Annotated in this window: 17 protein-coding genes and 1 pseudogene; 3 read left to right on the forward strand and 15 right to left on the reverse strand. The window is 40.3% G+C overall.

Going from position 1 to position 25,919, the window contains the following annotated elements; genetic code table 11:
* Positions 1 to 239: 239 nt before the first annotated feature.
* From L2735_RS06025 to smc, 12 genes and pseudogenes are all read right to left on the reverse strand, one after another.
* Positions 240 to 1,619, reverse strand: a complete 1,380-nt coding sequence (locus tag L2735_RS06025) for an SLC13 family permease (RefSeq protein ID WP_248983844.1) — start codon at positions 1,617 to 1,619, stop codon at positions 240 to 242.
* Positions 1,620 to 2,135: 516 nt separating this feature from the next.
* The gene (locus L2735_RS06030) at positions 2,136 to 3,050 is read right to left on the reverse strand and encodes a M14 family metallopeptidase (protein WP_248983845.1); all 915 of its coding nucleotides are present in this window, start codon (positions 3,048 to 3,050) and stop codon (positions 2,136 to 2,138) included.
* A gap of 225 nt (positions 3,051 to 3,275) precedes the next feature.
* Positions 3,276 to 3,740, reverse strand: coding sequence for a GNAT family N-acetyltransferase (locus L2735_RS06035; RefSeq protein WP_248983846.1), 465 nt, complete (start codon positions 3,738 to 3,740; stop codon positions 3,276 to 3,278).
* 88 nt (positions 3,741 to 3,828) lie between these two features.
* A complete protein-coding gene (locus tag L2735_RS06040; protein ID WP_248983847.1) occupies positions 3,829 to 5,814 on the reverse strand; it encodes an NERD domain-containing protein kinase family protein in 1,986 nt (661 codons plus the stop codon).
* 239 nt (positions 5,815 to 6,053) lie between these two features.
* A complete protein-coding gene (locus L2735_RS06045) occupies positions 6,054 to 6,437 on the reverse strand; it encodes a ribonuclease E inhibitor RraB (RefSeq protein ID WP_153915638.1) in 384 nt (127 codons plus the stop codon).
* Positions 6,438 to 6,447: 10 nt separating this feature from the next.
* Positions 6,448 to 6,681 (reverse strand): RNA-binding S4 domain-containing protein, encoded by a 234-nt coding sequence (locus L2735_RS06050; protein ID WP_153915639.1) that lies wholly within the window; start codon positions 6,679 to 6,681, stop codon positions 6,448 to 6,450.
* A gap of 105 nt (positions 6,682 to 6,786) precedes the next feature.
* Entirely contained in the window at positions 6,787 to 7,623 is an 837-nt protein-coding gene (locus tag L2735_RS06055; RefSeq protein WP_248983848.1) for an NAD(P)-binding domain-containing protein, read from the reverse strand.
* A gap of 108 nt (positions 7,624 to 7,731) precedes the next feature.
* Positions 7,732 to 8,925 carry an HD-GYP domain-containing protein gene (locus L2735_RS06060; protein ID WP_248983849.1) on the reverse strand — a complete coding sequence of 398 codons (1,194 nt, stop codon included), beginning with the start codon at positions 8,923 to 8,925 and terminating at the stop codon, positions 7,732 to 7,734.
* A 277-nt stretch (positions 8,926 to 9,202) separates the two neighbouring features.
* A pseudogene (locus tag L2735_RS06065) lies at positions 9,203 to 9,664 on the reverse strand (DUF2919 domain-containing protein); the annotation flags it as partial.
* A 213-nt stretch (positions 9,665 to 9,877) separates the two neighbouring features.
* Positions 9,878 to 11,884 (reverse strand): NAD-dependent DNA ligase LigA, encoded by a 2,007-nt coding sequence (ligA, locus tag L2735_RS06070; protein ID WP_248983850.1) that lies wholly within the window; start codon positions 11,882 to 11,884, stop codon positions 9,878 to 9,880.
* A gap of 69 nt (positions 11,885 to 11,953) precedes the next feature.
* Positions 11,954 to 13,030, reverse strand: coding sequence for a cell division protein ZipA (gene zipA, locus L2735_RS06075; RefSeq protein ID WP_248983851.1), 1,077 nt, complete (start codon positions 13,028 to 13,030; stop codon positions 11,954 to 11,956).
* A 20-nt stretch (positions 13,031 to 13,050) separates the two neighbouring features.
* Positions 13,051 to 16,500, reverse strand: a complete 3,450-nt coding sequence (gene smc / locus L2735_RS06080) for a chromosome segregation protein SMC (protein ID WP_248983852.1) — start codon at positions 16,498 to 16,500, stop codon at positions 13,051 to 13,053.
* Positions 16,501 to 16,686: 186 nt separating this feature from the next.
* Here smc and cysZ point away from each other — a divergent pair, with 186 nt between their 5' ends.
* Positions 16,687 to 17,451: a sulfate transporter CysZ gene (gene cysZ, locus L2735_RS06085; protein ID WP_153915646.1), complete on the forward strand. Its 765-nt coding sequence runs from the start codon at positions 16,687 to 16,689 to the stop codon at positions 17,449 to 17,451.
* Positions 17,452 to 17,655: 204 nt separating this feature from the next.
* Positions 17,656 to 20,010, forward strand: a complete 2,355-nt coding sequence (locus L2735_RS06090; RefSeq protein WP_248983853.1) for a carbohydrate binding family 9 domain-containing protein — start codon at positions 17,656 to 17,658, stop codon at positions 20,008 to 20,010.
* Between the two features lie 203 nt (positions 20,011 to 20,213).
* On the opposite strand, the gene L2735_RS06095 is transcribed toward L2735_RS06090, so the two are convergent.
* Positions 20,214 to 21,446 (reverse strand): response regulator, encoded by a 1,233-nt coding sequence (locus L2735_RS06095; protein WP_248983854.1) that lies wholly within the window; start codon positions 21,444 to 21,446, stop codon positions 20,214 to 20,216.
* A gap of 20 nt (positions 21,447 to 21,466) precedes the next feature.
* Entirely contained in the window at positions 21,467 to 22,588 is a 1,122-nt protein-coding gene (locus tag L2735_RS06100; RefSeq protein WP_248983855.1) for a beta-ketoacyl-ACP synthase III, read from the reverse strand.
* Between the two features lie 363 nt (positions 22,589 to 22,951).
* Here L2735_RS06100 and cysK point away from each other — a divergent pair, with 363 nt between their 5' ends.
* Complete coding sequence (gene cysK, locus L2735_RS06105; protein WP_248983856.1) at positions 22,952 to 23,917, forward strand: cysteine synthase A; 966 nt, start codon at positions 22,952 to 22,954, stop codon at positions 23,915 to 23,917.
* A gap of 177 nt (positions 23,918 to 24,094) precedes the next feature.
* Here the strand turns inward: cysK and L2735_RS06110 are convergent, their stop codons facing one another.
* Positions 24,095 to 25,729 (reverse strand): amidohydrolase family protein, encoded by a 1,635-nt coding sequence (locus tag L2735_RS06110; RefSeq protein WP_248983857.1) that lies wholly within the window; start codon positions 25,727 to 25,729, stop codon positions 24,095 to 24,097.
* Positions 25,730 to 25,919 lie beyond the last annotated feature (190 nt).

Genomic DNA, 25,919 nt, shown 5'->3' on the forward strand with positions numbered 1-25,919 from the left:
ATTATTTATAGGCCATTAGACCTGCTTTAAAAGTAAAATTCAAAAGCTATCTTTAACAAACGTAAGATTGGCTAATTTATAAAACTAATTGCAAGAAACCATTAACAATTTTACCGTTTTATTAAACCACAAACGTGAAAAAGCAGCCGAAGCTGCTTTTTACTTTTCTAATACTTTTACTTTTCTAATGCTTTTACTTTTTAATGCTAGGGCTAAGTCCTTAAACAATTAAGCGTAAATTAAAATCCCCAGAAAAAATTAGTAATTAAGAAAAGAATAAACATACTGATAAAGTTAATGATGATACCTGCTCTCATCATCTCAGATTGTTTTATATACCCTGAGCCAAACACAATGGCATTAGGTGGTGTAGCGACAGGCAACATAAAGGCACAAGACGCCGCAATACCAATAACCACAGATATCATGACTGGCGAGAGTCCTAATGGCTCGGCAATGGCTGCAAATACCGGAACCAATAGTGCTGCACTTGCTGTATTACTAGCAAATTCAGTCAATAAGACCACAAATGCAATGACGGCAATCACAAACAGCGCCATGTGAGCATTACCAAAAATATCCGTTACAAAATGCGCTAAGAATACACTGGTGCCTGTCGCTTTAAGTACCGCACTCAAGGTTAAACCACCGCCGAATAAGATAAGCACACCCCAGTCAGTTGTCGACTCAATTTTTTTCCAATCAACTAACTTAAGACCAGCAAGAACAACAACAGCCCCTAGCGCCACAATGGTATCGAACTTACTAATGCCACCTAAAGCCTGAGAAAGCGGTTTACTGAATATCCAACAACATACGGTAGCTAAGAACACCACTAAGGTTAGCTTGCCACTCAATGTGAGTGATTCAGTCTCGGTTTTAATTTCACAGCGTGCTGATAAGTCCGGCTTTAAAAAGATGTATAAAGCTATCAACATCGCAGGCAACATTAAGGCAACCGTAGGCAGGCCAAAGGCTAGCCAATCACTAAAGGTCAATCCGAGTTGAGCGGCTGCAATTGCATTCGGTGGACTACCCACTAAGGTACCAATACCACCAATGTTGGCAGAGTAAGCAATACCAAGCAGTACAAACAAGTAAGTGGTTTTATGATCTTTAAATTCAAGTTGATGCAATATACCTAACGCTAATGGCAGCATCATCGCTGCTGTCGCGGTATTACTGATCCACATAGACAAAATGGCCGTGACCATAAAAAGTAACAAGCACGCAATACTGAGTTTGCCTTTAGAAAGTAGCAGCACTTTCTGTGCGATAAGTTTGTCGATTCCCTGATGATTTAATGCAGCCGCTAAAACAAAGCCCCCAAAGAATAAATATATAATTGGGTTAGCAAAATTGCTCATGGCTGTTTGCGTATCAAACACATTTAAAAAGACCGCGATAATTGGAATCAAAATCGCAGTAATACTGATATGAATGGCTTCAGTTAGCCAAAGTACTGCCGCAAATATCAATAACGACAGACCAGTATTAACTCCCGGTTCAAACGGTAAAAAATTGTATAGCAAAGCGAATAGCGCAATATTGCTAAACAAGATAATAAAGTCTTTTTTATTCTTCTGTGCTGTAGATGACTTACTCGGTGTGTTTTCCATTAAAGCGCCCTCCCTTATTTTTTATTGAGAACAATGTAAAGCACACAAGCTGCTAAGATAAAGCACTGTTTTTTAGTTAATTTATTACTTTTGAATCATGCAAAGTTGTGAACTATCGCACGCTTAGCTATTGATTCGAGATCTATACGAACAGAAACCATACTCATGTTGTGGTAATTAAGTTCCAAATAAACACTTTTAGGTATTTGCCCCAGTAAAACTGAATGTTTAGTTCCTTTCAAAAACTGTGACACACCTCTAACAACACAACAGTCCAATTCGTGCACATACACCTTAAAGGCGATAACGTGAGCAAGATCTAAATAGAAGGCATAAAAAAACCTACTATTTAAGTAGGTTTTTAGTTTAGCTTTCAATGAATTAAAGGGTTTGTTCAAAATAAATTAAAACTGCCCCTTTAGGTTTTCAATAACTGCAACTGTAAATTGCAGTCACACAGTAATGATTGAATTAACCAATTTAGAATATCAATTGCAACGAAAGCTTAAATCGATATTACTTACCCAATAAGTAATCAAGGCCACTACAAATTGCTGCGACTTGCGCCAAAATACAATTTTCATCGTCTGATAATGGACTATCTGGGTATACCTCTGTGGTGGTTTTATATTGCGCTTGTGTTAAGCCAGCACACAAGCCAAGTTCTCCACATGGATAGTTAATGACGCCAAACTGAGCTAAGTCCACACCAATTAATTTACCGTCTTCATCAGCTGGGGCAATATGAGTCACTTGCTCAACGCCTTTGATAATAGCGCGCTGAAATTCTGCCTGCGGGTTTTCTGTATCGCCCACTAAGTAGAAACCGTCTGGAATATTCCAGTTATGATTGACGATGCCATCTCTTGCGGCTAATGCGGGTCTGAACTCAGAGTTATCGGTATCGGTGGTTTCGTGCAAATCAATATGCGCCAGCACGTCAACATTAAGTTCAGCCATCACCTTTAATAATGCAGCAGACTCTTCAGCAGGACTATTTGGATAAAATGAACGGTTTGGATCAATAGCATTTGGGTTCCAGCGGTTAATGGTTTCATAACCCCAAGGACTGACACAAGGCGCTACGATGATATTAAAGTGCTCAGCATACTGCTCAGCCTTTGTTTCAACGAAACGAATCGCACCTTGCACTCCGCTGGTTTCATAGCCATGAACGCCACCAGTAATTAATACAACGGGTTTATTTTCATCCCAAGCAGATTTAACCAGTAATAAGGGGTATCTAGATTCATCGTATGAAAGTGCGCCGTACTGGGAAATGCTAAAGCGATCTGTTAATGCATCAATTTTGCTGACCACTTGTTGCTGATAACTGCGTTTAATTTGTTGTTGCGACAACCATTGTTTTTTATTTTCATCTGACCATTTTTGACCAGTCTCACCAATACCGTATGGCTTACTCATTTGCATATTTATCCTAGTTGTCATTATTGTTTTGGTTATTCTAACACTATTGTTTTTTTAATTAATTGCACTAGTCCCAATAGCAAGCACCTTTCGATTGCTACTGAGATTAGCGCATTTACTAAAGCTAGCAACTAAATCGAGTAACTAAATCGAGTAACTAAATCGAGTAACTAAATCGAGTAACTCGAATTAGCAGCTAGAGCGAGTAACTTGAACTAGAAACTTAAGTTAGGCGAATGGAAGATGATCTTTTACTGATAAGCTATATGAGAAGAAACGCGTGTCTTTTACAAAGCCAATCTTTTCATAAACGGATTGCGCGGGGAAATTAACTTTTGCCGTACCTAAATCTACCCGCACAGCCTCGATTCCTCTAGCAAGCTCAATAGAACACTGAATGAGTTTATTAGCCACGCCTTGATTTCTTGCATCAGGGTTGACAAATAAATCATTAAGAACGAGAACCTTACCCAATTCAACAGACGAGAAAGTTTGATAATTAAGTACAAAGCCGACAACTTGCTGTTTATCGTCATAAGCGGCAAAAATAAATGCGTCTTGGTTTGTTAACCGCTCTGACAAATAAGCTGCATACTCACTAACAGGTGAGTTGACACCATAAAACGTCATGTATTGCGTAAATAAAGGCAAAATGTCGTTAAAGTCGGTCAAAGTTATACGGTTAATAATCATCACTTCCCTCATTGATTGTTTATTAGTTATCGTTTTTTGCTAGACCTAAATCCCTATCCTCATGCCTAAGCCTAGCAATAAATAATCGTTACAGCCCCGAGTTCTCTAGCTCTATTTCATCTAACCCTAACTGTTTTGCATAGCTCATGTTAGGCACAATTCTTAATTCAAACTTTAAAATTTTATGACACGCTTCATAAAACTCTTCGCCTAGCCACTGTTTGTCGTATTGCAGCAATGCTCTGAGTATTGCGTCAGATCCCGAGCCTTGTTTAATTGACTCAGGCGCCATCGCATCAATAAAGCTAGCAACCAGGCCATAAAGGTCTTTTTCTGCTTCGCCTTCAACAGACCATAATGTTGGATCGGCATATTGCGCAGCATAATGACTCGCTGCAATATCAGAGCCAATACCAAAGTTAACCAAAGTGGCTTTTTCATCACGGCAAATAATATTCTTAGGGCAAATCGCCCCATGATGAATGTCTAAACTGTGAAGGTACTGTAGTGCTGTTAAAAGTTGCACAAACCATAAACGAGGTTGACCCACTTCAATGGTAGCGACTTCATCAAGGCCAACGCCTTGTACCCAATCTCTTGCTATGAATAGGTCATCAGACTGAGGCAACTGACCAAAGGCCAATACACGCTCTACATGGGGATGATATATTTTCGCTAAACTACGGTAAATGTTACTTAAGCTGTGCCATTGGTTATCAACATCTTGATAAACACTGACACAACAAGGGTAATTGCCTTGTAAATGCATCGCTCGCCATAATTGGCTGCGTGAAGTGGCAGAAATAAATTTATCTAAGCGATAGTGATGATCAACCACTGCGCCTTTTTCGACTTCAATTTTCTGCGGTAAGGTATCGCAGACTCCTAAATCAATCAGTGCTGATAAATCACAACGAATGGCATCTAAATCAATTGTGCTACCTTTCGCTGCTGCGCGATACCATTGATAAATACGTGGTTGTAGAGTTTTTTCAGCTAAGTCCAAAAATGCGTTAGCGTATGCCTTGATGTCTTCACTGGTGTTCAATGAATCTTTAATATCAATGAACTCTACGTCAGCGTCTTCAGAAATAAAAATACAGTTATCAGCCCAGCCACCAATGGTATATCCACGACGATGGATTTGCTGAAGACCTGTCACGCTGCGGCGCAGTATTTCGAGTAGTTGATAAGTGGTTTGTTTTTCAATATCAAAGATATTTAATGGCACACCGCGGGGCATTCTAATCGGCAGTACCACTTGTTCGCCATCTTGAATTAACGGTGCACAAAACGGCACACAACTGCAGCCCGACAATGATTGAATCCGCTTAAATTCATCGCGGAGCTTTTGTTCATGGGAATTAGCTTCTATCGCATCTTCAAACTGACTAGTCACTAAAATTTTTAGTAACCAAGGTGCAGTCCAACCACCAGGGTTATATTCCGACTGCCAAACTTCTAACCCTTGCTGTAAGAACAAACATTTAAGCTTAATAAAGTCTTGGATTTTATTGTTGCGCTGTTCGACAAGTGCGACTTGGCCAATGGTATCCAGCACCATTTCTTTTTGCGTATCAGTAACAGGGTGGATATGCGGCGCAGTTAAGCCCCACTCCTTGGTCAGTGCAGCAATAATTTTAGCAGGGGTATAAATGCTCAGTTTGCCAGTGTCTTTTTCAACGAGGATTTCTTCGCCTTTACGACCCGTGACAAATACCATGCCTTGACACCATGGGGCGTAGACACCTACTGGGATTTTATTTTTTAATTTACCCGCAAGCACACGAGCCACATAGTTAGCTTTCGACAAGCTATTATCTACATGTCGACCATCTAAAGACCAAGCGTGAAGCCCAGCATTTAAGCGGCCAATATAGCCTTTAACATCGACAACATAGACACCAAACTCCCCTACGACCAGCGCATCAACTTCCATTGCTTGGCCCGTATGAGTTGGAATTTCTACATTAGTGAGGAGTAAATAATCTTCAGGAAGTTCGTCGGATAACAGGGAAAAAGCCCAACGTTCGGCATCGTTAACAGGGGTACCAAAGCTAATATGTCTTGCCATTTAAAATGCGACTCCATTAATCATTATTATTATCTATAAATCATTCTGCATATGGCTCCATCCTATAATAGAAAGACACAAAAAAACCACCTTAAAGGTGGTTTTTGTTTTCAATTGCTTAACAGTCAATATATTGCTATTACTTAACTCAACCAATTAGTTGAATTAACAGTATTTAATTAGCGAAAGTCATTTAGGCAAATAACATATACTGTCGACAATTTCTTAACTGCAAATGATTAATGGGTATGTGAATGACCATCTTCAGAGTCATCAGCAAACTCATCATCACCATCTTGATGTTGCATTACGCCCCACCCGTCAGTCATGCCATCAAATTCTTGTGCAAAGGTATTAAGCTCAATTTCTTTAGCGACTAAATCGTCATAAGTAGGCACCATGTTTAAACAAACAATCAGTTCCCACTTTTCGATTTCTTCACTGAAGTTTAATTCAAGCTCACCATCAAGATCAGTTTGTGCGAGTGCTTCTAAAGCAGACTCGGCATCACGCTGGTCATCAAAGATTAAAAAGAAATCGACATCTAATGCTACCGATAAATCGATACCAGAATCAGCCATTGCTGCTAACATTTTACCATTATCATCATCAGGGAATTGCATTATTTTGTCCTTATGCACTGGCAACAATTTTAATTAGCTCGCCATTAAATTCAATGACATCGCCCACAACACATTTTTTACGCTTGCGAGTATCAACTTCGTTATTCACTTTAACGAAACCTTCAGAGATAACGTGCTTGGCTGCGCCGCCGCCATCCACTAAACCTTGTACTTTTAATACTTTATATAACTCTACAAACTCATCACCACTTAATAGTGGGAACTCTGCAACTTCGCTGCTCATTTAATATTGGCCTTTACTCATAAATATGTCGGCTATTATACCTGAACATGAATTAATACCAATCTTAAAACCCACCAACTCATGTAAAGGCTAACTCAATTCCTATTAGCAGGCATCGAGCATACTGACAGGATCAGGGTGAATATAGTTGAAACCCAGCTGTTGGCAAATTAAATCACCGATAATTGTTTTACTCGGCATAATTTGTTGATTAAATTCAGGCTCATCTAAACTCAGATGAAGCGCCGCTTGGCGATAAAACTCTGCACGCGTTGGGTGCTTAGGAGCGGCAAGATTATAAATACTTGCTAATTTTTTCCCTTTTGCCGTCGCGGCGAAAATAACACTCACCGCTTGGATGCAATCATCTAGATGAACTAGGTTTACCGCTACATTGCCACCAGCAATATCTTGCCTTCCTGCAAAAAATTTCCCTGGATGCCTTTTGGGTCCAATTAAACCTGAAAATCGGATTATGCAAGCGTTCTCCATCGCAGCGAAATATGATTCAGCCTCAAGTAATATTTTACTCTTATCATCATATGATTGAGCATCTGCTTCATTCATGTCTTTATCGGTAGAGGGATAAACCCCTGTGGTGCTGATAAAAATAACTCGCTGATATTGGCGGTTACCAATAAGATTCTTTAAACGCTCAATATGATTAAGGTATTGACTCTCACCTCGTCTAAGTCCGGGAGGGATATTCACAATAAGGGCATCTGCTTCAAACAATGAAGATAACCGTTCAGATTCTTGTTCAATTACTTCATCATTGAGTTGGCTTAAATTAAGCTGATAAGCAGTTATTCCATACTGACTTAGTTCATCACAGCCTTGCGCTGTTGTTTTGGTGCCAGCGACTTGGTAACCATCACTTACTAACTGCTTAGCTAGAGGTAAACCAAACCAGCCGCAACCCACAATTGCTATTTTGTTCATTCATTATTCCGTAATAAATTAATTTGAAGTATCTGAAAATCAATCAAAAATAGAAAAGTTCATATTGCTAAAAAGCTAGGCTTTCCCGTTAACGACTCTTTTATATGGCTATTCTTGTATATGGCTTAAGTAAAAACAGACAGGGCTTTGGGCTTGCAACGTACTCAGTAGTTTTTCAGACAAGGTTTCAACTTTGATGGTTTCAATAATATTTACGTCTTCGTCAGTTAAACAGCGAAAAGACGCTTGGCCGCCACGATCGTTACAACTATATACGTGAGGTTTTTTCGAGTCACGTGATGTCATCATCACTTTGGCAATGCAACCGTCTGATAACTTAACTATTGAGCCTGGTGGATATATTCCAAGGACTTTAACTAACACTTGAATTAAATCTTTAGCATGCTTACCTGCACGAGTTTTGAACAAGATCCCCAGGGCCACGTGCGGAGAACCTGTCTTCATCAACATATCAGTATAGTCATTTGCCAGTGCAGCGATTTGAGTAAGCTTGGGGATTTTAATTTCAGTCAGTTTATTAGGATAACCACTGCCATCAAGAAACTCATGGTGGTGTAGTACGATATCCAGCATTGGCGCTGGAAATAGCCCACTCCTATCAAGCATTTCATAGCCAAGATTAGGATGAGTTTTCATATAATTGATTTCAACGGTTGTTAAATCGGTGCGTTTACGTCTTATCGCATCAGGGATCTTTAACTTACCCACATCATGAAACACACAACCTAAGGCTAAATCTCGTAACTCACTGTGACTGAGTCCAATATTATTTGCCATCATCATCGCTAACACGGCTACTGACACCGCATGCTGAGTGATACTTGGCTCTTTATCTACACTGGTCACGAAAACTATTTCTGGTTGTTTGCTTTCTGCCAAATGGGTCATTAACTGCTCAACCACAGTGGCTGATTCTCGATACGATACTTCTGGGTCACTGACGACTTTACTATAAGCAGGCCTTAAATCACTGGCAGCCTTATTAAATCTTTGCTGACTAGAATGAACGGACTTTTTAATTGCCCCTTGGATATCAAACTCTGGAACCACTTCTTCAACTACGACTTCTTCTGCCACATCATTGCTTTCCAACAAATGCATACCATCTATAACGGTGACATAAGTAATATCTAAGCTATTAATTAATTCTATCTCTGCCTGAGAAGTAACGGGGACTTTATTTCTGAAAAAAGGATTATTGAACCACGACAGAGGTAGTTTGACCGTTAAGCCAACCACCAGTCGCGACAAGGGTATATTAATTGATTCCGTTTTTGACACTATGACTTACCTTCGAAATATCCATTTAATCTACTGGTAATAATAAACAGGCAAATTGAACCTGATCATTTTAATCTTTTACATTTTTGTCCGCTCTGTCATCGATATCTGGTGTCAGCGATTGAGACAACGCACTACTGTTTCTAGGTCGATGGTAATGTTTAATATGATGGTCATCGACTGCTTGTTCAAGCAATTGTTTATTATTATCAGCGTCATTATCTAACGCTTCAGCTTGAGCTCGCTCTTTTGCATTCTCAGCTTGCTGATAATTGGTTTCTTTCTGCCAATCATCAAAGTAATAGTGCAGCCGCTTAGATTTCAGTAAATAAATACATGACCAAAAGATAAATAATGCATCTAATGCAAAGCTAACACGAAACAAAAAATCATCATGCATAAGCCGTTGATTTAATATTATGGCATCGACTATTAATAATAGCCAAAGTGCATATTTAATCTTATTAAATAAAGGCCTAGCAAATTCCGGTGCTCGTTTTCGCTCAGCAATAATCAGCGCATAAATTACAACCGCGCCAACACCCGCAATTAAGGCCATTAAAAAGTCACTTTTGTCAGGATAAAATAACCTAACTAAACCTGAACGGTCACTAAACTGAGTGAGTGATGCCGCAAACACACACCAACCACGGGCAAGAAATATCAGTATCAAATACAAAAATATGGGCGGTTTAATGTGGCCTTTCTCATCAAGCCAAGTGATATTACTGAAATTCACTGAATACCTATTATTAACGATTTCGATTTGAAAAAATCTGTCACTGTTTAATACACATGAGGGCATAACCTCATAAAAAAAGCAAGATGCCAAATCTAAACAGTAATATCACTGTAAATAACTCCCATACCGACTAATTTCCGGTGTAGGAGTTATTGCTCAGGGGTTACTAATCAAGAGTTATTAGTCAAAGTTCTTACTCAGTGTATTGGATTAACCATTTAATAAAGCTAACAGCTGGTCTTCATCCATGATTTTAATCCCTAAATCTTGCGCTTTTGCTAACTTAGACCCTGCAGCTTCACCCGCCACAAGACAATCAGTATTTTTAGAGACACTACCAGCGACTTTGGCCCCCATAGCTTGCAGCTGCGCCTTTGCATCATTTCGGTTTAACTGAGTTAATGTGCCAGTTAATACCCATGTTTGGCCTTTAAGACTTAACTCTGCTTCATCTACAGATTCAATGGCAGGCCAATTCACCCCAGCTTCAATGAGCTTGTCGATCACTTCTAGGTTATGTGGTTGAGCAAAAAAGTGCGAAATATGCTTAGCGACAATTGCGCCCACATCATCAACTTCAATGAGTTCATCCACACTTGCTGCTTTAATTGCTTCTAAGGTTTTATAATGACTAGCTAGGTTTGCAGCGGTGGCCTCACCGACTTCACGAATACCTAAAGCATAAATAAAACGCGATAAAGTCGTCGTTTTAGCATCATCAATTGCGGCTATTAACTTAGTTGCCGACTTCATTGCCATACGCTCGAGCATGGTCACCATTGAAGCGGTGATGGTAAATAATTCTGCTGGGCTTTGAACTAATTCTTTATCGATTAATTGCTCTACAACTTTGTCGCCCATCCCATCAATATTAAGTGCTTTACGTGAAGCGAAATGCTTAATTGCTTCTTTACGCTGCGCTTCACAAAACAAGCCGCCACTACAGCGAGCCACCGCCTCACCTTCAAGACGCTCCACTAAACTTTGACACACAGGGCATTCAGTCGGAAAGGTTATGTCTTTGGCATCTGCTGGGCGTTTTTCGGGCACAATGGCCACAATTTGCGGTATGACATCACCCGCTCGGCGAATAATAACGGTGTCGCCCACTTTAACGCCTAAGCGAGCAATTTCATCGGCGTTATGTAATGTTGCATTCGATACAGTTACGCCCCCAACAAACACGGGTTTAAGACGGGCAACAGGAGTAACAGCCCCTGTTCGGCCTACCTGAAAATCAACGTCTTCAAGTAATGTCATCTCTTCTTGAGCAGGAAATTTATAGGCAATCGCCCAGCGAGGTGCACGGGCAACAAAACCTAAAGTGGTTTGCTTAGCGATATCATTGACTTTAATCACCACACCATCAATTTCATACGATAAAGCCGAACGTCTTGCCATGATGTCAGCGTAATAGGCAAAAACTTCAGGTAAAGTACTGCAGACTTTCACTTCTTGGCTTAATGGTAGTCCCCAATCTTTTAACTGATTTAACTGACCGAAATGACTATCAGCCAGTGGAGTCACTTCCCCTTCAACCACACCCAATGCATAAGCATAAAAACCTAGTGCGCGAGTGGCAGTAATTTTACTGTCTAACTGGCGTAAGCTACCTGCAGCTGCATTTCGTGGGTTAACGAAAACCTTTTCACCTTTACTTAACTGGCGCTCATTTAACGCATCAAAAGCGGCTTTAGGCATGATAACTTCGCCGCGAACTTCTAATAGCTCAGGAAAGTTGTCACCACGAAGTTTTAACGGTACTGAATTAATAGTACGAACATTATCAGTAATATCCTCACCCACAGCGCCATCACCACGGGTTGCAGCTCGCTCAAGTACACCATTACGGTATAAAATACTCACAGCTAAGCCATCAAGTTTTGGCTCACAGCAATAACTGACGGTATCGACTTTATCGGTAATTCGTTTATTAAACGCTTCAAAATCAGCTTCTTCAAATGCATTATCTAAACTAAGCATAGGTTTAAGGTGAGTAATTTGATCAAACTTAGCCAGTGGCGCACCGCCTACCCTTTGAGTCGGAGAATCACTGTTCACGAGCTCTGGATGCTCAGTTTCAATGGCGATTAAGCGTTGCATTAATCGGTCATATTCAGCATCTGGAATGCTCGGCGCATCATCAACGTAATATCGGATGTTGTGGCTGTGAAGTTCAGTACTGATCTGCTGTAGTTCGTTTTTAATGTCTTGCATAAAATCACTCATCTAAAGACAAATAAGGCCGCAAGCGCGGCCTCATTTAAAAATTGAATCAATTAAGGTTTATGATACAGCCCTAATTCTAGCTAAATATTGTTGTTTATTGCTTTCTGTCCACGTTAAGCGCTTATCATCCATCACTTCTGCACCTAAATCATCAGCAAGTTGCTGTGCTGAATTAAGCATAATAGAGAAGTTCATTAATGGATCGCCGTGGCAAGGTAAGGTCATAAATAACACCACACCTTGAGTCTCAAACTGCTCCATGTTGTCAGGGTCAAACACACCTGGCTTTAACATGTTAGCCATTGAAAACAGCACTTTACCATTTCCAGCATTATCTAAATGGCGGTGGAAGATATCCATGTCGCCAAACTTAAAGTTTAATGACAATAGGCATGGCAATAATTCAGCACCATGTAATTGCTCACCTTCGCGGGCAACCACGTGTAGCACTAATACATCTTGCGGATCGCCTAATGGCTCTTCTTCCTTTACTGGCTCTGGTGATACAGGCTTGGCAACAGCCGCAATTTGTTCTACCTGAGGTTCAGCGCCAAAATCAGAGGAGGTATCTTCTACGATTACTGGCTCTTGCTCTGTAAAGGTCTCTGTAGGTTGCTGAATAATTTCAGCCGCAGACGCTGCTGGCTGAGATGACTCGAAACTATCTTCAGCAAAAAGCGCTTGCTGAGTAGGAATATGTGGCTCAATGGTTGGCTCTTTAGTTTCAATGGCAGGTTCTGCAGCAGCAGTTTGCAATACAGGTTCTGTGCGTCCAGGGTTGTAGCTTGGAGCTTGAGCATTTACAGCAGATTGATTCTGTAAACCGATACCTTTTTTAGAGCCAGCTTCATTGACTTCAACATCGTTATGAGCAGACATTGATTGCATTGTTGGATCTTGAACTGTATCACTGTCTGGTTCATTTTCATTTTTAACGCGTCTGACTTCACCAATACCGTCAGCATCAAAACCTTGAGAATCGCGCTGTTGTGATTGTTCTTTATAAAACCCTGTCATTGGGTTGTCTTTGAGGGTTTTAGGTTGTTGTTTACGAATTGACCAAAAACCATGAACTAGTACTGCGATAATTGCTATTGCACCTAGTACAAACAAAACCAGTTGAAAATCTTCCATTGGTGACCCTGTAATCCTGTTTATTCCGCGTCGGCAAGTGCCACCGCTTCATCGATATCTACTGCGACTATACGTGAAACTCCAGGTTCATGCATAGTGACACCTATTAATTGATCAGCCATTTCCATAGTAATTTTATTGTGGCTGATATAAACAAATTGCACACTCTGTGACATCTCTTTTAGTAAGCGACAAAAACGCTCAACATTGGCATCATCTAGAGGTGCATCGACTTCATCTAGCATACAAAAAGGTGCTGGATTCAGTCTAAATATGGCAAATACTAATGATAAAGCGGTTAACGCTTTTTCTCCACCACTAAGGAGGTGAATTGTACTATTCTTCTTACCTGGTGGTTGCGCCATAATTGTCACACCAGTTTCAAGTAAATCATCATCAGTTAGCGCAAGGTAAGCCTTACCTCCACCAAAGACTTTTGGGAACAGTTTTGATAAGTCAGCATTCACCGCATCATATGTGATTTTAAATCGACTTCGAGTTTCCTTATCGATTTTACGAATAGCTTCTTCAAGACTCGTTAAACCTTTATTTAAATCATCATCTTGATTATCTAAATAAGCTTTACGTTCGCTCTGCTGCTCAAATTCTTCAATTGCGGCAAGGTTAATCGCGCCTAAATGACTGATCCTAGCTCTTACTTTATCCAGATTTTTTTGCCAAACACTGACTTTGGCAGCTTCAGGGATCTGTTTTAGCACCGCCTGAATATTAATTTGTTGTTCTTCGAGTAATTGGTACTGACCATTGGCCTGACCTTTTAAACCTTCACGACGTAACTTTAACCCGCTGAGCGTTTGAGTCAAGTTTTGAAGGCCACCAAGCTGTTGTTTTTGAATCAATACCGCACTATCTAGCCGAGTTTGTAACTCTGCCTGTTGGGTGCGATTTGAATTTAACAATTGTTGCTTTGCTTGCTGGATGTCTAATTGCTTTGAGAGTTGCTGTTGCAGTTGCTCAAGCTGTTTATCACCTAAACTTTCGTTACTTTGTTGCTGAGATAAGTTCAGCTGATTAATTTGTTCAACTAATCGTTCGCATTGCTGTTGTTGTTGAGCTAATTGAGCTTGAGTAACTGCAACTTTAGTTTGTAAATTTTGTAATTGCTGACGAATTTGTCCCACTTCTCTGTCATGTTGGCTTCGCTTGGTTTTAAATTCGCGCAATTGATTACTTGCTGTTTGCCAGTCTTGATTCGCTTTTTGCTGCTCAGATAATTGTTGTTTATGCAGATTATTAAGCTGCTCTGCTTCAAGCGTCAATTGCTCAATTTGCTGTTTAGCAACTGATATTTGCTGCACACAACTTGCCACTTGTTCGTCAAGAGTGACTCTTCTGCGCTGATTTAGCTGTTGCTGCTTTAGCAAACTTTGGCTTTGGGCATCGAGCTTACTGCACTCGAGTTGCATTTGATGACATTTAGCTTGAGAAGCTGTCATTTGTGCATGGACATCAGCCACTTGTTGAGTCAATTCACTCACAGACACTTGTTCACTCACTAACTGAGTTTGTAATTCATCTATTTGACCAGATAACTGCTGACGCTCATTTTTTAAGGCAAGTTCTGACTGCTTGCCTTCAGTTTTGCTGATAACAAAGCCGTGGCCCACTAAGTAACCATCTTTACTGGCAACCATAGTTGAGTCATCTTTTAAGCCATTAGCGAGTAACTGTTTAGCTTGGTTGATATTTTCTGCCCAAGTCACATTAGATAACCAAGGGCTGAGATTAACCGGTGCACTGAATTGCTTAGTTAAACTCGCAAGTGAAGCATCAATGCTAAAACCTAGCTCATCACTAATCTCATTAGAATTAAGGTCATTAGCAACAAGGCTCTGCACTCTCGTATTTAATACACCTTGAAGCACCAGCTCTACAGCTTGCTCCCAACCAGGGGTGACTTCAACAACCTGCCAAAGCGCTTGGCTGTTGTCAGGTTCATTGTTGTTAAGCCACTGGTCAATTAATTCATGTCTTGCTGTTATTGATGTTAAGTGCTGCTTATTTTGCTGATATTGCTCACTCACTTGTTGCAAATTAGCTTGTTTGTCTTCTAACTCTTCAGTGAGTTGATGCTTTATCTCATCTTCGATTTCAAGTTGTTGCGTAAGGCCACTAATCTGCGCATCTAACTGGGTTAATTCAGTTTGACTATTTTCATCACTATTGTGTTGCTGCTCAGTGTTTAACTCAATTAATTGCTGTTGCTGCTGAGATAACGATAATTGTTGATGCTGCAGTTTATTCTGGGTTAATGCCGCTTCCATTTTTGCGTTAGAGGCCGCATCTGATAACACACTTAAATGTTGTTGTAAGTCGGCAGCACTCTCATCGATATCATGCAACTGCTCATCGATGATTTGCAGCTCATCCTCGCTAAGCGCTAGGGTTGGCGTTAGCTTAGCAAGCTCAGATTTTAGCTGCTGCTCCTGCAGTGTCAGCGTTTGTAATTCTTCATTAGCGGCCTGTTGCTGACTGATAAGTTCTTGTAGCTGCTTTTCAAGTTGTGAGTCTTGCTGCTGCTGATGCTTTAATTGCTGTTCGAGTTTAGCAATTTCAGTGCCTGCTTGATAAAACTGAGTCACCAAATTTTGTTCTGAATCTGATAAATCAGCTAATTGCGCTTTTAATTGGGTCAGCGTAAGTTCGGTGCTTTCGCCATCGGCATTGGCTGATGCGATATTCACATCAAGTTGCTGCATTTCTTTATCAATCACATCAGTTTGATTTTGCAGTTCTTGATAACGCATCACTAGCAGCTGAGAATGTAAATCTCGTTCTTGCTGTTTTAACTCACGATACTGCTTTGCAGCTTGAGCTTGTTGATCTAACTTTTCTAATTGGCTGCCAAGTTCTAACCGAATGTCATTTAGACGCTCAAGGTTTTCTCGAGTATGACGAATACGGTTTTCAGTTTCGCGGCGTCGCTCTTTGTAACGAGATATTCCGGCGGCTTCTTCAATAAAGACTCGAAGTTCTTGAGGCTTAGATTCAATGAGCCTTGAAATGGTGCCTTGCTCAATAATCGCGTAACTACGTGGGCCAAGCCCGGTGCCCATAAATAGATCGGTAATATCTTTGCGGCGGCATTTCTGGCCATTTAAATAGTAATTAGAATCACCTTCACGGCTTACTTGACGCTTAACTGATATCTCTTGATAACTGGCATACTGGCCGGATAATCTGCCATCGAGGTTTTCAAAACTAAGCTCAATACTGGCGACTGATACAGGCTTACGGGCGCTTGAACCGTTAAAAATAACGTCCATCATCGAGTCGCCACGTAAATGCTTAGCACTACTTTCCCCTAGCACCCAACGCACGGCATCAATCACATTGGATTTTCCACAGCCGTTCGGACCGATGATGGCCGTTAAAGGTTGGTTAAAGGGAATTTTGGTGGGGTCAACAAACGACTTAAAGCCAGCAAGTTTTATTTGTTTTAATCGCATTTTGCTTGTGTGGTCGTCCGTAAGGATGAAAGATAATCAATTAGTCTGACAAAGACATTTTACTAACTTTACCAATCACGCTGCATTTTGTAACGATTTTTATGACTTAAACACACTTTAAGGCTTGTTTTCCGACCAATGCATCACCACAATCAGTAATAAGCAGTTTTTTCAAGGACGTATTAGATGGCAGTCAAACCCGTAAAAAGTGGCGTTAACTATTTTATTGATGGCTTTAAGCTGATAAAACAGCCAGGCCTTCGCACCTTTGTATTCATTCCTTTAATGGTTAACTTGGTCTTATTTTCAACCGCTATTTATTTTGCCGTAGGCAAATTAGATGAGCTTTTTGGCTGGATGAACAGCCAAATTCCTGAATATCTTACTTGGCTTAACTTCTTTTTATGGCCGCTGGCGATAATCAGCTTATTAGTGGTGATGTCATTTGTATTCAGCTCAGTGATGAACTGGATAGCGGCACCATTTAATGGCTTATTAGCTGAAAAAGTCGAAATGCATCTAACAGGTAAGTCATTAAACTCTGGCACGACTATCGACTTAATTAAAGATCTGCCCCGTATTCTTGGCCGAGAATGGATAAAACTTAAATACTATTTGCCAAGAGCATTAATCTTCTTAGTTTTATTTATCGTTCCTGTGGTTGGCCAAACCGCTGCGCCAATTTTATGGTTTTTGTTTAGTGCTTGGATGATGGCTATCCAATATTGTGACTTCCCGTTTGATAACCATAAGGTGCCATTTAACGATATGAAATTCGCCTTAAGTCAAACGAAAGGTACCAGTTATACCTTTGGTGCAACCGTGACTTTATTCTCAATGATCCCGATTGTTAACTTCATTGTAATGCCTGTTGCCATTTGTGGCGCTACGGCTATGTGGGTGGATAAGTATCGTGAAGCCTATAAACATCCTGAAATCGCCCCAGAATAACCTTTAAAACCGACTAAATAGAATTGACTAAACGCCCTAACTTCCAGTTGGGGCTTTTTTATATTTGTTAGCACCAAACCTTCAACAATAACCTTCAGCAACAAGCGTAGTAACAATTTGAAACTATTATCACACAAATAATTAACGACCTTTTTGTAAGTTTTTGCGACAATTGCTCAAACAACATAAAAATCAGCGTGTATTGTGAACAAAATCTTTTCTATTCAGACTCTTTCAGCTGGATTGTTATTGGCGGGAAGCACTTTATCAGCCCCTGTATTAGCCGGTAATCCACAACAATTCAATGTCACTATTCCAACCTTATCTGCAGGTGTTGAGATAGATGGCGACTTATCAGAATCACAATGGCAACAAGCCGCAAACGTACAGCTTAAATATGAAACCTCACCAGGTGAAAACATTGCAGCCCCTGTGACCACTGATGCCAAAATTTTTGCCACAGAAACCAGTTTATTCGTTGCCTTTATTGCTCATGATATTGACCCAACTAAAATAAGAGCAAACTTACGCGACCGAGATAATTCTTGGGGTGACGATCAAGTGGGTATCAAGCTTGATACGTTTAACAATGCACGTCTGGCTTATCAATTTTTTATCAATCCTTATGGCGTCCAAAATGACTCAATAGAAAATGAGCTTACTGGGCAAGAAAGTGATGCGTGGGATGGTATTTGGTACAGTAGCGGCAAACTTACGCCACAAGGTTACCAAGTTGAAGTTGAACTGCCTTTAAGGTTATTTAACTTTGATGACAGTAAAGACATCCAAACTTGGGGAATTGAATTAGTCCGATTTTATCCTCGTAATGAAACCCATAGAATATCGAGCCACAAGATTGACCGAAATGTGTCATGTCAGTTATGTCAGCTTGGGACGGTGACTGGTCTTGCGGGGGCTCAACAAGGGCAAGATATTCAAATAACTCCTTCATTAGTTGGCTCACGTAACAGTCAACGAGAGTTAAACCCAAATCAGCCTTGGGAAGACGACGATAACGTCGAAGTCGGTCTAGACCTGCGCTGGGGGATCACCCCAACAACATTATTAAACGCCACTATCAACCCTGATTTCTCTCAAGTTGAAGCGGATTCAGGCCAGCTCGATGTGAATAACAACTTTGCTTTGTTTTATCCTGAAAAGCGGGCTTTTTTCTTAGATAACAAAGATTACTTCGATACCCAACTCAGCTTATTACATACCCGAAATATTAGCTCGCCTGATTATGGGGTGAAGCTTACCAGTAAAACAGATGATCACACCCTCGCTGTACTTGCCGCCAATGATGAGCAAACTCAGTTTCTAATTCCTGGTAATTTAAGCTCTGATGTCGCCACAATCGAAGAGGAAAGTTATAACCTCGCCGCGCGTTACCGGTTTGACCCGAGCAAAACATTATCTTTTGGTGGTCTAGTTACTGCAAAACAATCAGATAATTATCATAACTATGTCGCCAGTGTTGACACTAAATGGCAACCCACAGAGCAAGACACTTTTACTGCTCAATATGTGTTTTCTGATACCGAGTATCCTGAAGACTTTTTCCAGCAGTTTTGTAATGGCGATGATTGCTCAACGCCACCACAAGAATGTGAAACAGGTAATTGTGATTATAACGAACGTGTTCTGCGTACCAAAAAACAAGATAACTTTTCAGACACTATGTACCGCATAAGTTATGACCATGAACAACGTAACTGGCGCGCCTTTTCTCGTTTCGAGTCAATTGGCGAAGATTTTAGAGCCGACTTAGGTTTTATCGAACGCATTGATGCCAGTAAGTTTGTCGCTGGCGGTAATTACTATTGGTATCCAACAGATAGCTTTTTTAACAAAATTGATTTTGGTGGTGATTGGGATATTACCCATAATCAAAATAATGAAAAAATAGAGCAAGAAGCCGAAGCGGCAATCAGGCTCAATGGTGGTTGGCAGAGTTACATTGCCAGTGGCTATGTTCATAAAGACCGAGTGGGCCGTCGCGAAGACACGTCATCGTTAGCAATTGATGACAACACCACCATGTATACCATTGACTTGATGTGGTTTTATACTAACTTTGTCCCGCTTGAATCGTTAAAACTTGAGTTAGATGTGAACTATGGCGATGACATTGATTATGCAAACGATCGCCCTGCCACTGTCACCATGTTTAATCCTGCTTTTGAGTGGAAAATCACTGAGTCGGTTATCTTAGATGTGAACCATAAATACCAAGCTTTGGATGTTGATGAAGGCCGTTTATTTACCGCGAATTTAACTGACTTGCGCCTTAACTGGCAAATCACCTTAAACAGCTTTTTACGTTTAACCAGTGTTTATACCGATATTGAACGCGACCCAGATTTATACAAATATCAAACGCCAAATGAGCAATATCAACAATTAGGCAATGAAATTTTATACGGTTATAAACTCAATCCACAAAGTGTATTTTATGTCGGTTATTCAGATGGGTTAATTGCAGATGATGATATTGACTCATTAACCAAACGAGATGAAACCTACTTTATGAAGGTCAGTTATGCTTGGTTGCTGTAGTTTTAGATTTAGATTTAGACTTAGACTTAGACTTAGACTTAGACTTAGTTTAGCTGTTCACCTCGACAAATTAAAAGCTTAACCACGGCTCATCAACTCAACTTTAAGTAGTTGAAGAGCCTATCAATAAACTTAAAATATCAGTGAACTAAAAAGGACTGCTTAGCAGTCCTTTTAAATGTGTGTTATTCAAATAAAATCCATTAATAAATAACCCGATTACGCCCCGCTTCTTTAGCTTCATACAGCCCTAAATCAGCGCGATGTAATATGGTATCTAGATTAATATCGGTGTTTTCAGCGCTGGCAATTCCGCAACTAAAGTTAACAGTTAATTCACCAGCGTCTGTAGCGAATGGCTGCGCAGCAAGTTGCTGCCTAAATTTATCCATCACAGTAAATGCGCGCTCGCCGTCGAGGCCTTTAAATGCCACCACAAACTCTTCACCACCAAAACGGGCGACGGTAAAGTGTTGTCCAAATACATTTTTTAAACGCTTAGCAAATTCAAACAACACCTGATCGCCCACATCGTGGCCGTAGGTATCATTAACGTTTTTGAAAAAGTCGATATCAATCAAACCTAAAGCAAACTGCCCTGCTTCACTGACATCTTTTTCATGTTGTTTAAAGAAGTAACGACGAGTATAGGCCTTAGTCAGGTAGTCTCGATTCGCTTGCTCCCAAAGGCTGCGCAGCATATCGAGTGAGTCTAAGGTATTTAATACTCGGCAATGGAATTCTTCATGAACAAAAGGTTTTTGTAAAAAGTCGTTGGCACCATTTTTAATGAAACGCGCAGATAAGCTTTCATCAGTGTCATTTGATAAACCAATAATGGCTAAATCTTCTCGGCTGAATTTTTCACGCACTTTAAGAATTAACTCGAAACCATCAACATTAGGCATGTTGTAGTCAGTGATGAGCAATTGAATATCAGGCGTTTCGTTTAATACTTGAATCGCCTCTGCACCATCACAGGCTTCAAGCACGGTAAATAACTGTTGCTCTAAAAGCACTTTAACGAATTTACGACTCACAACAGAATCATCTGCTACCAACACTTTTACATGTTGGTTTTGATCTAAGCGAGCCACCAGTTTCACTACATACTCATAGCTAAAGCGATTTTCTTTTAGTACGTAATCAGCAATACCCAGTTTTAGTAACTTTTTACGCTGACGAGAATCTAAGTTTGAAGATAAAACGATACAAGGAGTTTGATACGACATCAGCACCAGTTGAGCGATTTCGCCATCTGGTGCATCAGGAAGGTTTAACTCAGCCACAACCACAAAGTATTTATGCTGTTCCAATAACGCATTAGCTGATGACACATCAGCTGCTACGTCAACTTCACAATGTAAGTCTTGCATTAATAAATGCCGAAGGACTTTAGATACAGCTTCGTTATCTTCAACAATCAGAATTCGCAATTAATTCACCCATTTTACTATTAGGTCTTTTCGAGAATGATGCTCCCAATAGAATAGCCAGCACCAAATGAACACAGGAGCCCTAAATCGCCGGTTTTAAAATCTTGATTATATTTATGAAATGCAATAACCGACCCGGCTGATGCAGTGTTAGCATATTCATCTAATACCACTGGAGCCTTACTTTTTATAACATTATCACCGAGAAGTTTACGAACTACAAACATATTCATATTAATATTCGCTTGATGTAACCATAAGCGTTTAAATTCATTAGCTTGTATCTGTTCTTGCGCTAGCTGTTTATCTAAATGTTGGTAGATCATTGGCAACAATTCTTTGAATACTTTACGGCCTTGCTGATGAAATAACTTATCAGTATTTTGCGCAGTATCTGGATCGCAGCGATTTATATGACCAAAGTTACTACGGATATTGCTCGAATAATCAGTAAAGCACTGACTTGATAGCACATTGAATGCATGTTCAGATTGCGCTATCGATGCCTTTTCAACCACCACAGCTGTTGCCACATCACCAAAAATAAAATGGCTGTCTCGGTCACGGTAATTCACTTGTGGAGAGCATATCTCAGGATTGATCACCAATACACGCGAAGCCGTACCTGACTGAACTGCATTCACCGCATTCACAATAGCAAACGTTGCCGAAGAGCAAGCTACAAGCATGTCATATGCAAAGCCTTTGGTTCCCATCGCTTGTTGAATTTCTATGGCAATAGCAGGATATGAGCGCTGAGTATAAGCACAAGCTACAATCACTAAATCAATATTTTCAGCACTCAGCTGTGCTTGTTCTAAGGCTTTTTTAGCCGCTTTAATGCCAATTTCTGCTTGCATTGATAACGCATCAGATGGCGTATCTTTAATCAGTGGCATCATCACTTTTGGATCAAGTATGCCGTCTTTAACCATCACATAACGATTTTTAATCCCAGACGCTTTTTCAATAAACTCTGCAGAAGAGTGAGATAACGCCGTGACTTCCCCCGCTGAAATTGCAGCTTCATGTTGTAAATTAAACTCATCAACATACACGTTAAAGCTTTCTACTAACTCTTCATTACTAACACTGTGTGGAGGTGTGTATAAACCACTTCCAGAAATTACCACTTTATTCATATTATATCTGCCGTATCTATATTCATTAAAACAACAACTTATCTTAAAAACTCAAACTAGAATGACGTGGATTGACTCTTATTAACTATATAAGGCGTCAATAGACACAGATAAATTGCGCTTTTGTAACGTCAGTCTATTACCTTCTAAACTAATCACTAAGCACTAATTATTGATTTAGTGATGGTCAGACCATCCAAGTTCCAATAGCATGCTTAACTAAGACATTGTTATATAAGTAGATGCTTTATTATTATAAATGAGTTTAGTTTAATAACTAAAAGGAATAACGAATAACAAACTATCACTGTTAAAGCCCCCTAAACCGATTATCATTAGACAATGCCAACATAGGAGCAAACCATGAGCAACATTTACGAAGACAATTCATATACGCTAGGTAATACCCCACTAGTGCGCCTTAATCGAGTAAGCAATGGTAAAGTGTTAGCCAAAGTTGAAGCACGTAATCCAAGTTTTAGTGTTAAGTGTCGTATTGGCGCAAACATGATTTGGGATGCTGAGAAAAAAGGCACCCTAACTAAAGAAATTGAGCTAGTCGAGCCAACTTCTGGTAACACAGGTATTGCGTTAGCATATGTTGCTGCTGCACGTGGTTACAAATTAACCCTAACAATGCCAAATACAATGAGTCTTGAGCGTCGTAAATTGCTTAAGGCATTAGGTGCTAACCTTGTGCTAACTGAAGGCGCTAAAGGTATGAAAGGCGCGATTGATAAAGCTGAAGAAATTCGTCTATCAGATCCTGCTAAATATCTTATCCTTGGTCAATTTAGCAATCCAGCTAACCCAGAGATACATGAAAAAACCACAGGTCCAGAAATCTGGAATGATACTGACGGTGAAGTTGCTGCATTCGTAGCAGGTGTGGGTACTGGTGGCACAATTACTGGTGTAAGCCGTTACTTAAAAAGCAAAAACAAAGACCTTGTTTCTGTTGCCGTTGAACCTGTTGATTCTCCTGTCATTGCACAAGCAAAAGCAGGTCAAGACTTAACACCTGGACCGCATAAAATCCAAGGTATTGGTGCTGGTTTCATCCCAGGCAACCTAGATTTAGACATGGTTGATCTTGTAGAAGCTGTAAGCAACGATGACGCAATCGCAATGGCACGTCGCTTAATGGAAGAAGAAGGTATCTTAGTCGGTATTTCATCAGGTGCAGCAGTTGTAGCCGCAAACCGTATTGCTGAAAAGCCTGAGTTTGCTGGTAAGAATATCGTTGTAATCCTTCCATCTGCCGCAGAACGTTACTTATCATCAGCATTATTCGCTGGTGCATTTGGTGACAGCGAAAACGTTCAATAATCATTTATTGAAATAGTTAGCTCAAATCGAAAGCCCAGCAATTGCTGGGCTTTTTATACCAGAATAAATTGTTTGCCCCACGCTGTAACATGAATAATTTGGTGCATAGTTTAGTTAGTAAATGGCCTAGTTTGTAAATAGGCTACTTACTTAGTGAATAAATTAAACTATAAGCCGTTAATGAACATGACCATGGTCTAAGCCACCCTGAAAAAACTCTTCATCGACTAAATAATCATTTTTCCAATTCTCTATCGATAATGGTTCAAAACGGCCTTTATCTTGTATTGGGAATCGAATAGGTTGTCCTGGATTAACCCCTTTCTGCACTTTTGAGTCTTTAACAACAACCGTTCCATTTACGATGACAAATGGAATACCTGATGTTGGCAAAGTTCCTTTTGCATAAGTGGCATTGTCTTTGACTGTTTTTGGGTCAATGATGGTGATATCTGCAATCATACCTTGTTGCATGCGCCCTCTTATCTTCATTGATTCGAGTCCAGTTTTACCTAAATAGTTGGCTTGGTTATAACTCGAGGCAGCCAATATTTGCATTAATGGGATCCCTTCTTCACGCGCTAAACGCAGACAAGTCCCGTGTGTACCTGCCAATCTAGGGTGAGTATTAGGGATATCTTCGTAAGGAGTGTCCCATACTGGCTCATCATCCCAGCCGCCAGGTAACATCATTGCGTCACTAGCAAATGTCACCCCAGGTAGGCGGCACCAATCTGGAATCGCTTTAGGATCCATTTTATAAAGTACCACTTGTGTTGCTGGTGCTTCAGCCAATACTTGTTTATATTTTTTCATGGTGTAAAAGTTGCCCGTTAACGGGTCTTGCATGGTTTCTTCATATTTATTCCCCAGTTTTTCCACCCAAGTTTCAGGTTGAATGAATGCCGCATTAATCGTTGTTTGCCCTGCAGCATAAGGATAAATTTCGCCCCAAACGTTATGCCCTTGGGCTCTTAACTTTACCAGCAACTCTTGCACTAACTCCCAACCAGGATTGTTATAATGATTAATAATGGCTGGTGTGTTTAATGCGATTGCATTAGCTAGAATTTCTTGTGCGCCATTGGCCTCGGTGGTTGCTGTACCGGGTGTATACCTAAGATGGACAGCTGTGGGCCGTCCATAATTTGCACCAACTCTTTGTAGTTCGTACATTTCTCTGGCTGTTGCCCCTGGCATGTAACCCACTGTTGATGCAACGCCCAATGCGCCTTGCCTTAGCCCTTCATCAACAATGCTTAGCATCCGATTACCCTCATCAAGATTAGCAACATTCTCAAACCATGCGGTACCAGAAGATCTGCCTTTTACCACAGACCAAGATGCATCTAATAAGTCTTCATCAGGTAAATTTTGCATCACTTTAGTTCGGGCAAATTCATGACCAGAACCTGTACCATAATTGACTTGGCTCTTATTGACGTGCATTTGATACCAATCACTTACTCTTGGCCCGTATACACCGGCCTCTAAATCCATCGCAGTAGTCACTCCATCTCGGAGTGCTAGCTTGTAACCGATGGGGCGAGTCCAATGAAAATGAGTGTCGATAAAACCTGGAGCAACAACCAAACCTTTAGCATCAATCACTTCTTTGCCTTTAATAGTTTCATCAGTGATCAGCATAATTTTATTGCCATTAATGCCAACGTTTGCGACTGCATCGAAGTTAGTTTCAGGATCCATCACCCGCCCATTTTTGATGACAAGGTCATAGTCTTGCGCAATGGAGGTTGTTGATACCAACATACCCACAACCGACATACATAGTAATCTTGATAAATGACTCATTTTAATTCCAATCCTTACATTCTTTAAAAACATTCAAATAAAAGTATTTGGCGATTAATCTATGGGTTTAACCCCCTTGTTTAGCGCTAGCTAAACTAACTATAGTAAAAGGAGTAGAGCTGGATCAACTTCTTATTTCATCGAGTTTGTTAACATCACCGTACTTTAATCTGACACCTAGAAATTGACT

The sequence above is a fragment of the Shewanella olleyana genome (assembly GCF_023283825.1).
Lineage (GTDB): Bacteria > Pseudomonadota > Gammaproteobacteria > Enterobacterales > Shewanellaceae > Shewanella > Shewanella olleyana.

Excerpts from the sequence above, each read along its gene's own strand:
- L2735_RS06055 (WP_248983848.1), bottom strand. The coding sequence starts at position 7,623 with ATGAACAAAATAGCAATTGTGGGTTGCGGCTGGTTTGGTTTACCTCTA.
- ligA (WP_248983850.1), bottom strand. The coding sequence starts at position 11,884 with ATGCAAGACATTAAAAACGAACTACAGCAGATCAGTACTGAACTTCAC.
- zipA (WP_248983851.1), bottom strand. The coding sequence starts at position 13,030 with ATGGAAGATTTTCAACTGGTTTTGTTTGTACTAGGTGCAATAGCAATT.
- smc (WP_248983852.1), bottom strand. The coding sequence starts at position 16,500 with ATGCGATTAAAACAAATAAAACTTGCTGGCTTTAAGTCGTTTGTTGAC.
- L2735_RS06045 (WP_153915638.1), bottom strand. The coding sequence starts at position 6,437 with ATGCAATTCCCTGATGATGATAATGGTAAAATGTTAGCAGCAATGGCT.
- L2735_RS06050 (WP_153915639.1), bottom strand. The coding sequence starts at position 6,681 with ATGAGCAGCGAAGTTGCAGAGTTCCCACTATTAAGTGGTGATGAGTTT.
- L2735_RS06035 (WP_248983846.1), bottom strand. The coding sequence starts at position 3,740 with ATGATTATTAACCGTATAACTTTGACCGACTTTAACGACATTTTGCCT.
- cysZ (WP_153915646.1), top strand. The coding sequence starts at position 16,687 with ATGGCAGTCAAACCCGTAAAAAGTGGCGTTAACTATTTTATTGATGGC.
- L2735_RS06030 (WP_248983845.1), bottom strand. The coding sequence starts at position 3,050 with ATGCAAATGAGTAAGCCATACGGTATTGGTGAGACTGGTCAAAAATGG.
- L2735_RS06110 (WP_248983857.1), bottom strand. The coding sequence starts at position 25,729 with ATGAGTCATTTATCAAGATTACTATGTATGTCGGTTGTGGGTATGTTG.
- L2735_RS06040 (WP_248983847.1), bottom strand. The coding sequence starts at position 5,814 with ATGGCAAGACATATTAGCTTTGGTACCCCTGTTAACGATGCCGAACGT.
- L2735_RS06025 (WP_248983844.1), bottom strand. The coding sequence starts at position 1,619 with ATGGAAAACACACCGAGTAAGTCATCTACAGCACAGAAGAATAAAAAA.
- cysK (WP_248983856.1), top strand. The coding sequence starts at position 22,952 with ATGAGCAACATTTACGAAGACAATTCATATACGCTAGGTAATACCCCA.
- L2735_RS06100 (WP_248983855.1), bottom strand. The coding sequence starts at position 22,588 with ATGAATAAAGTGGTAATTTCTGGAAGTGGTTTATACACACCTCCACAC.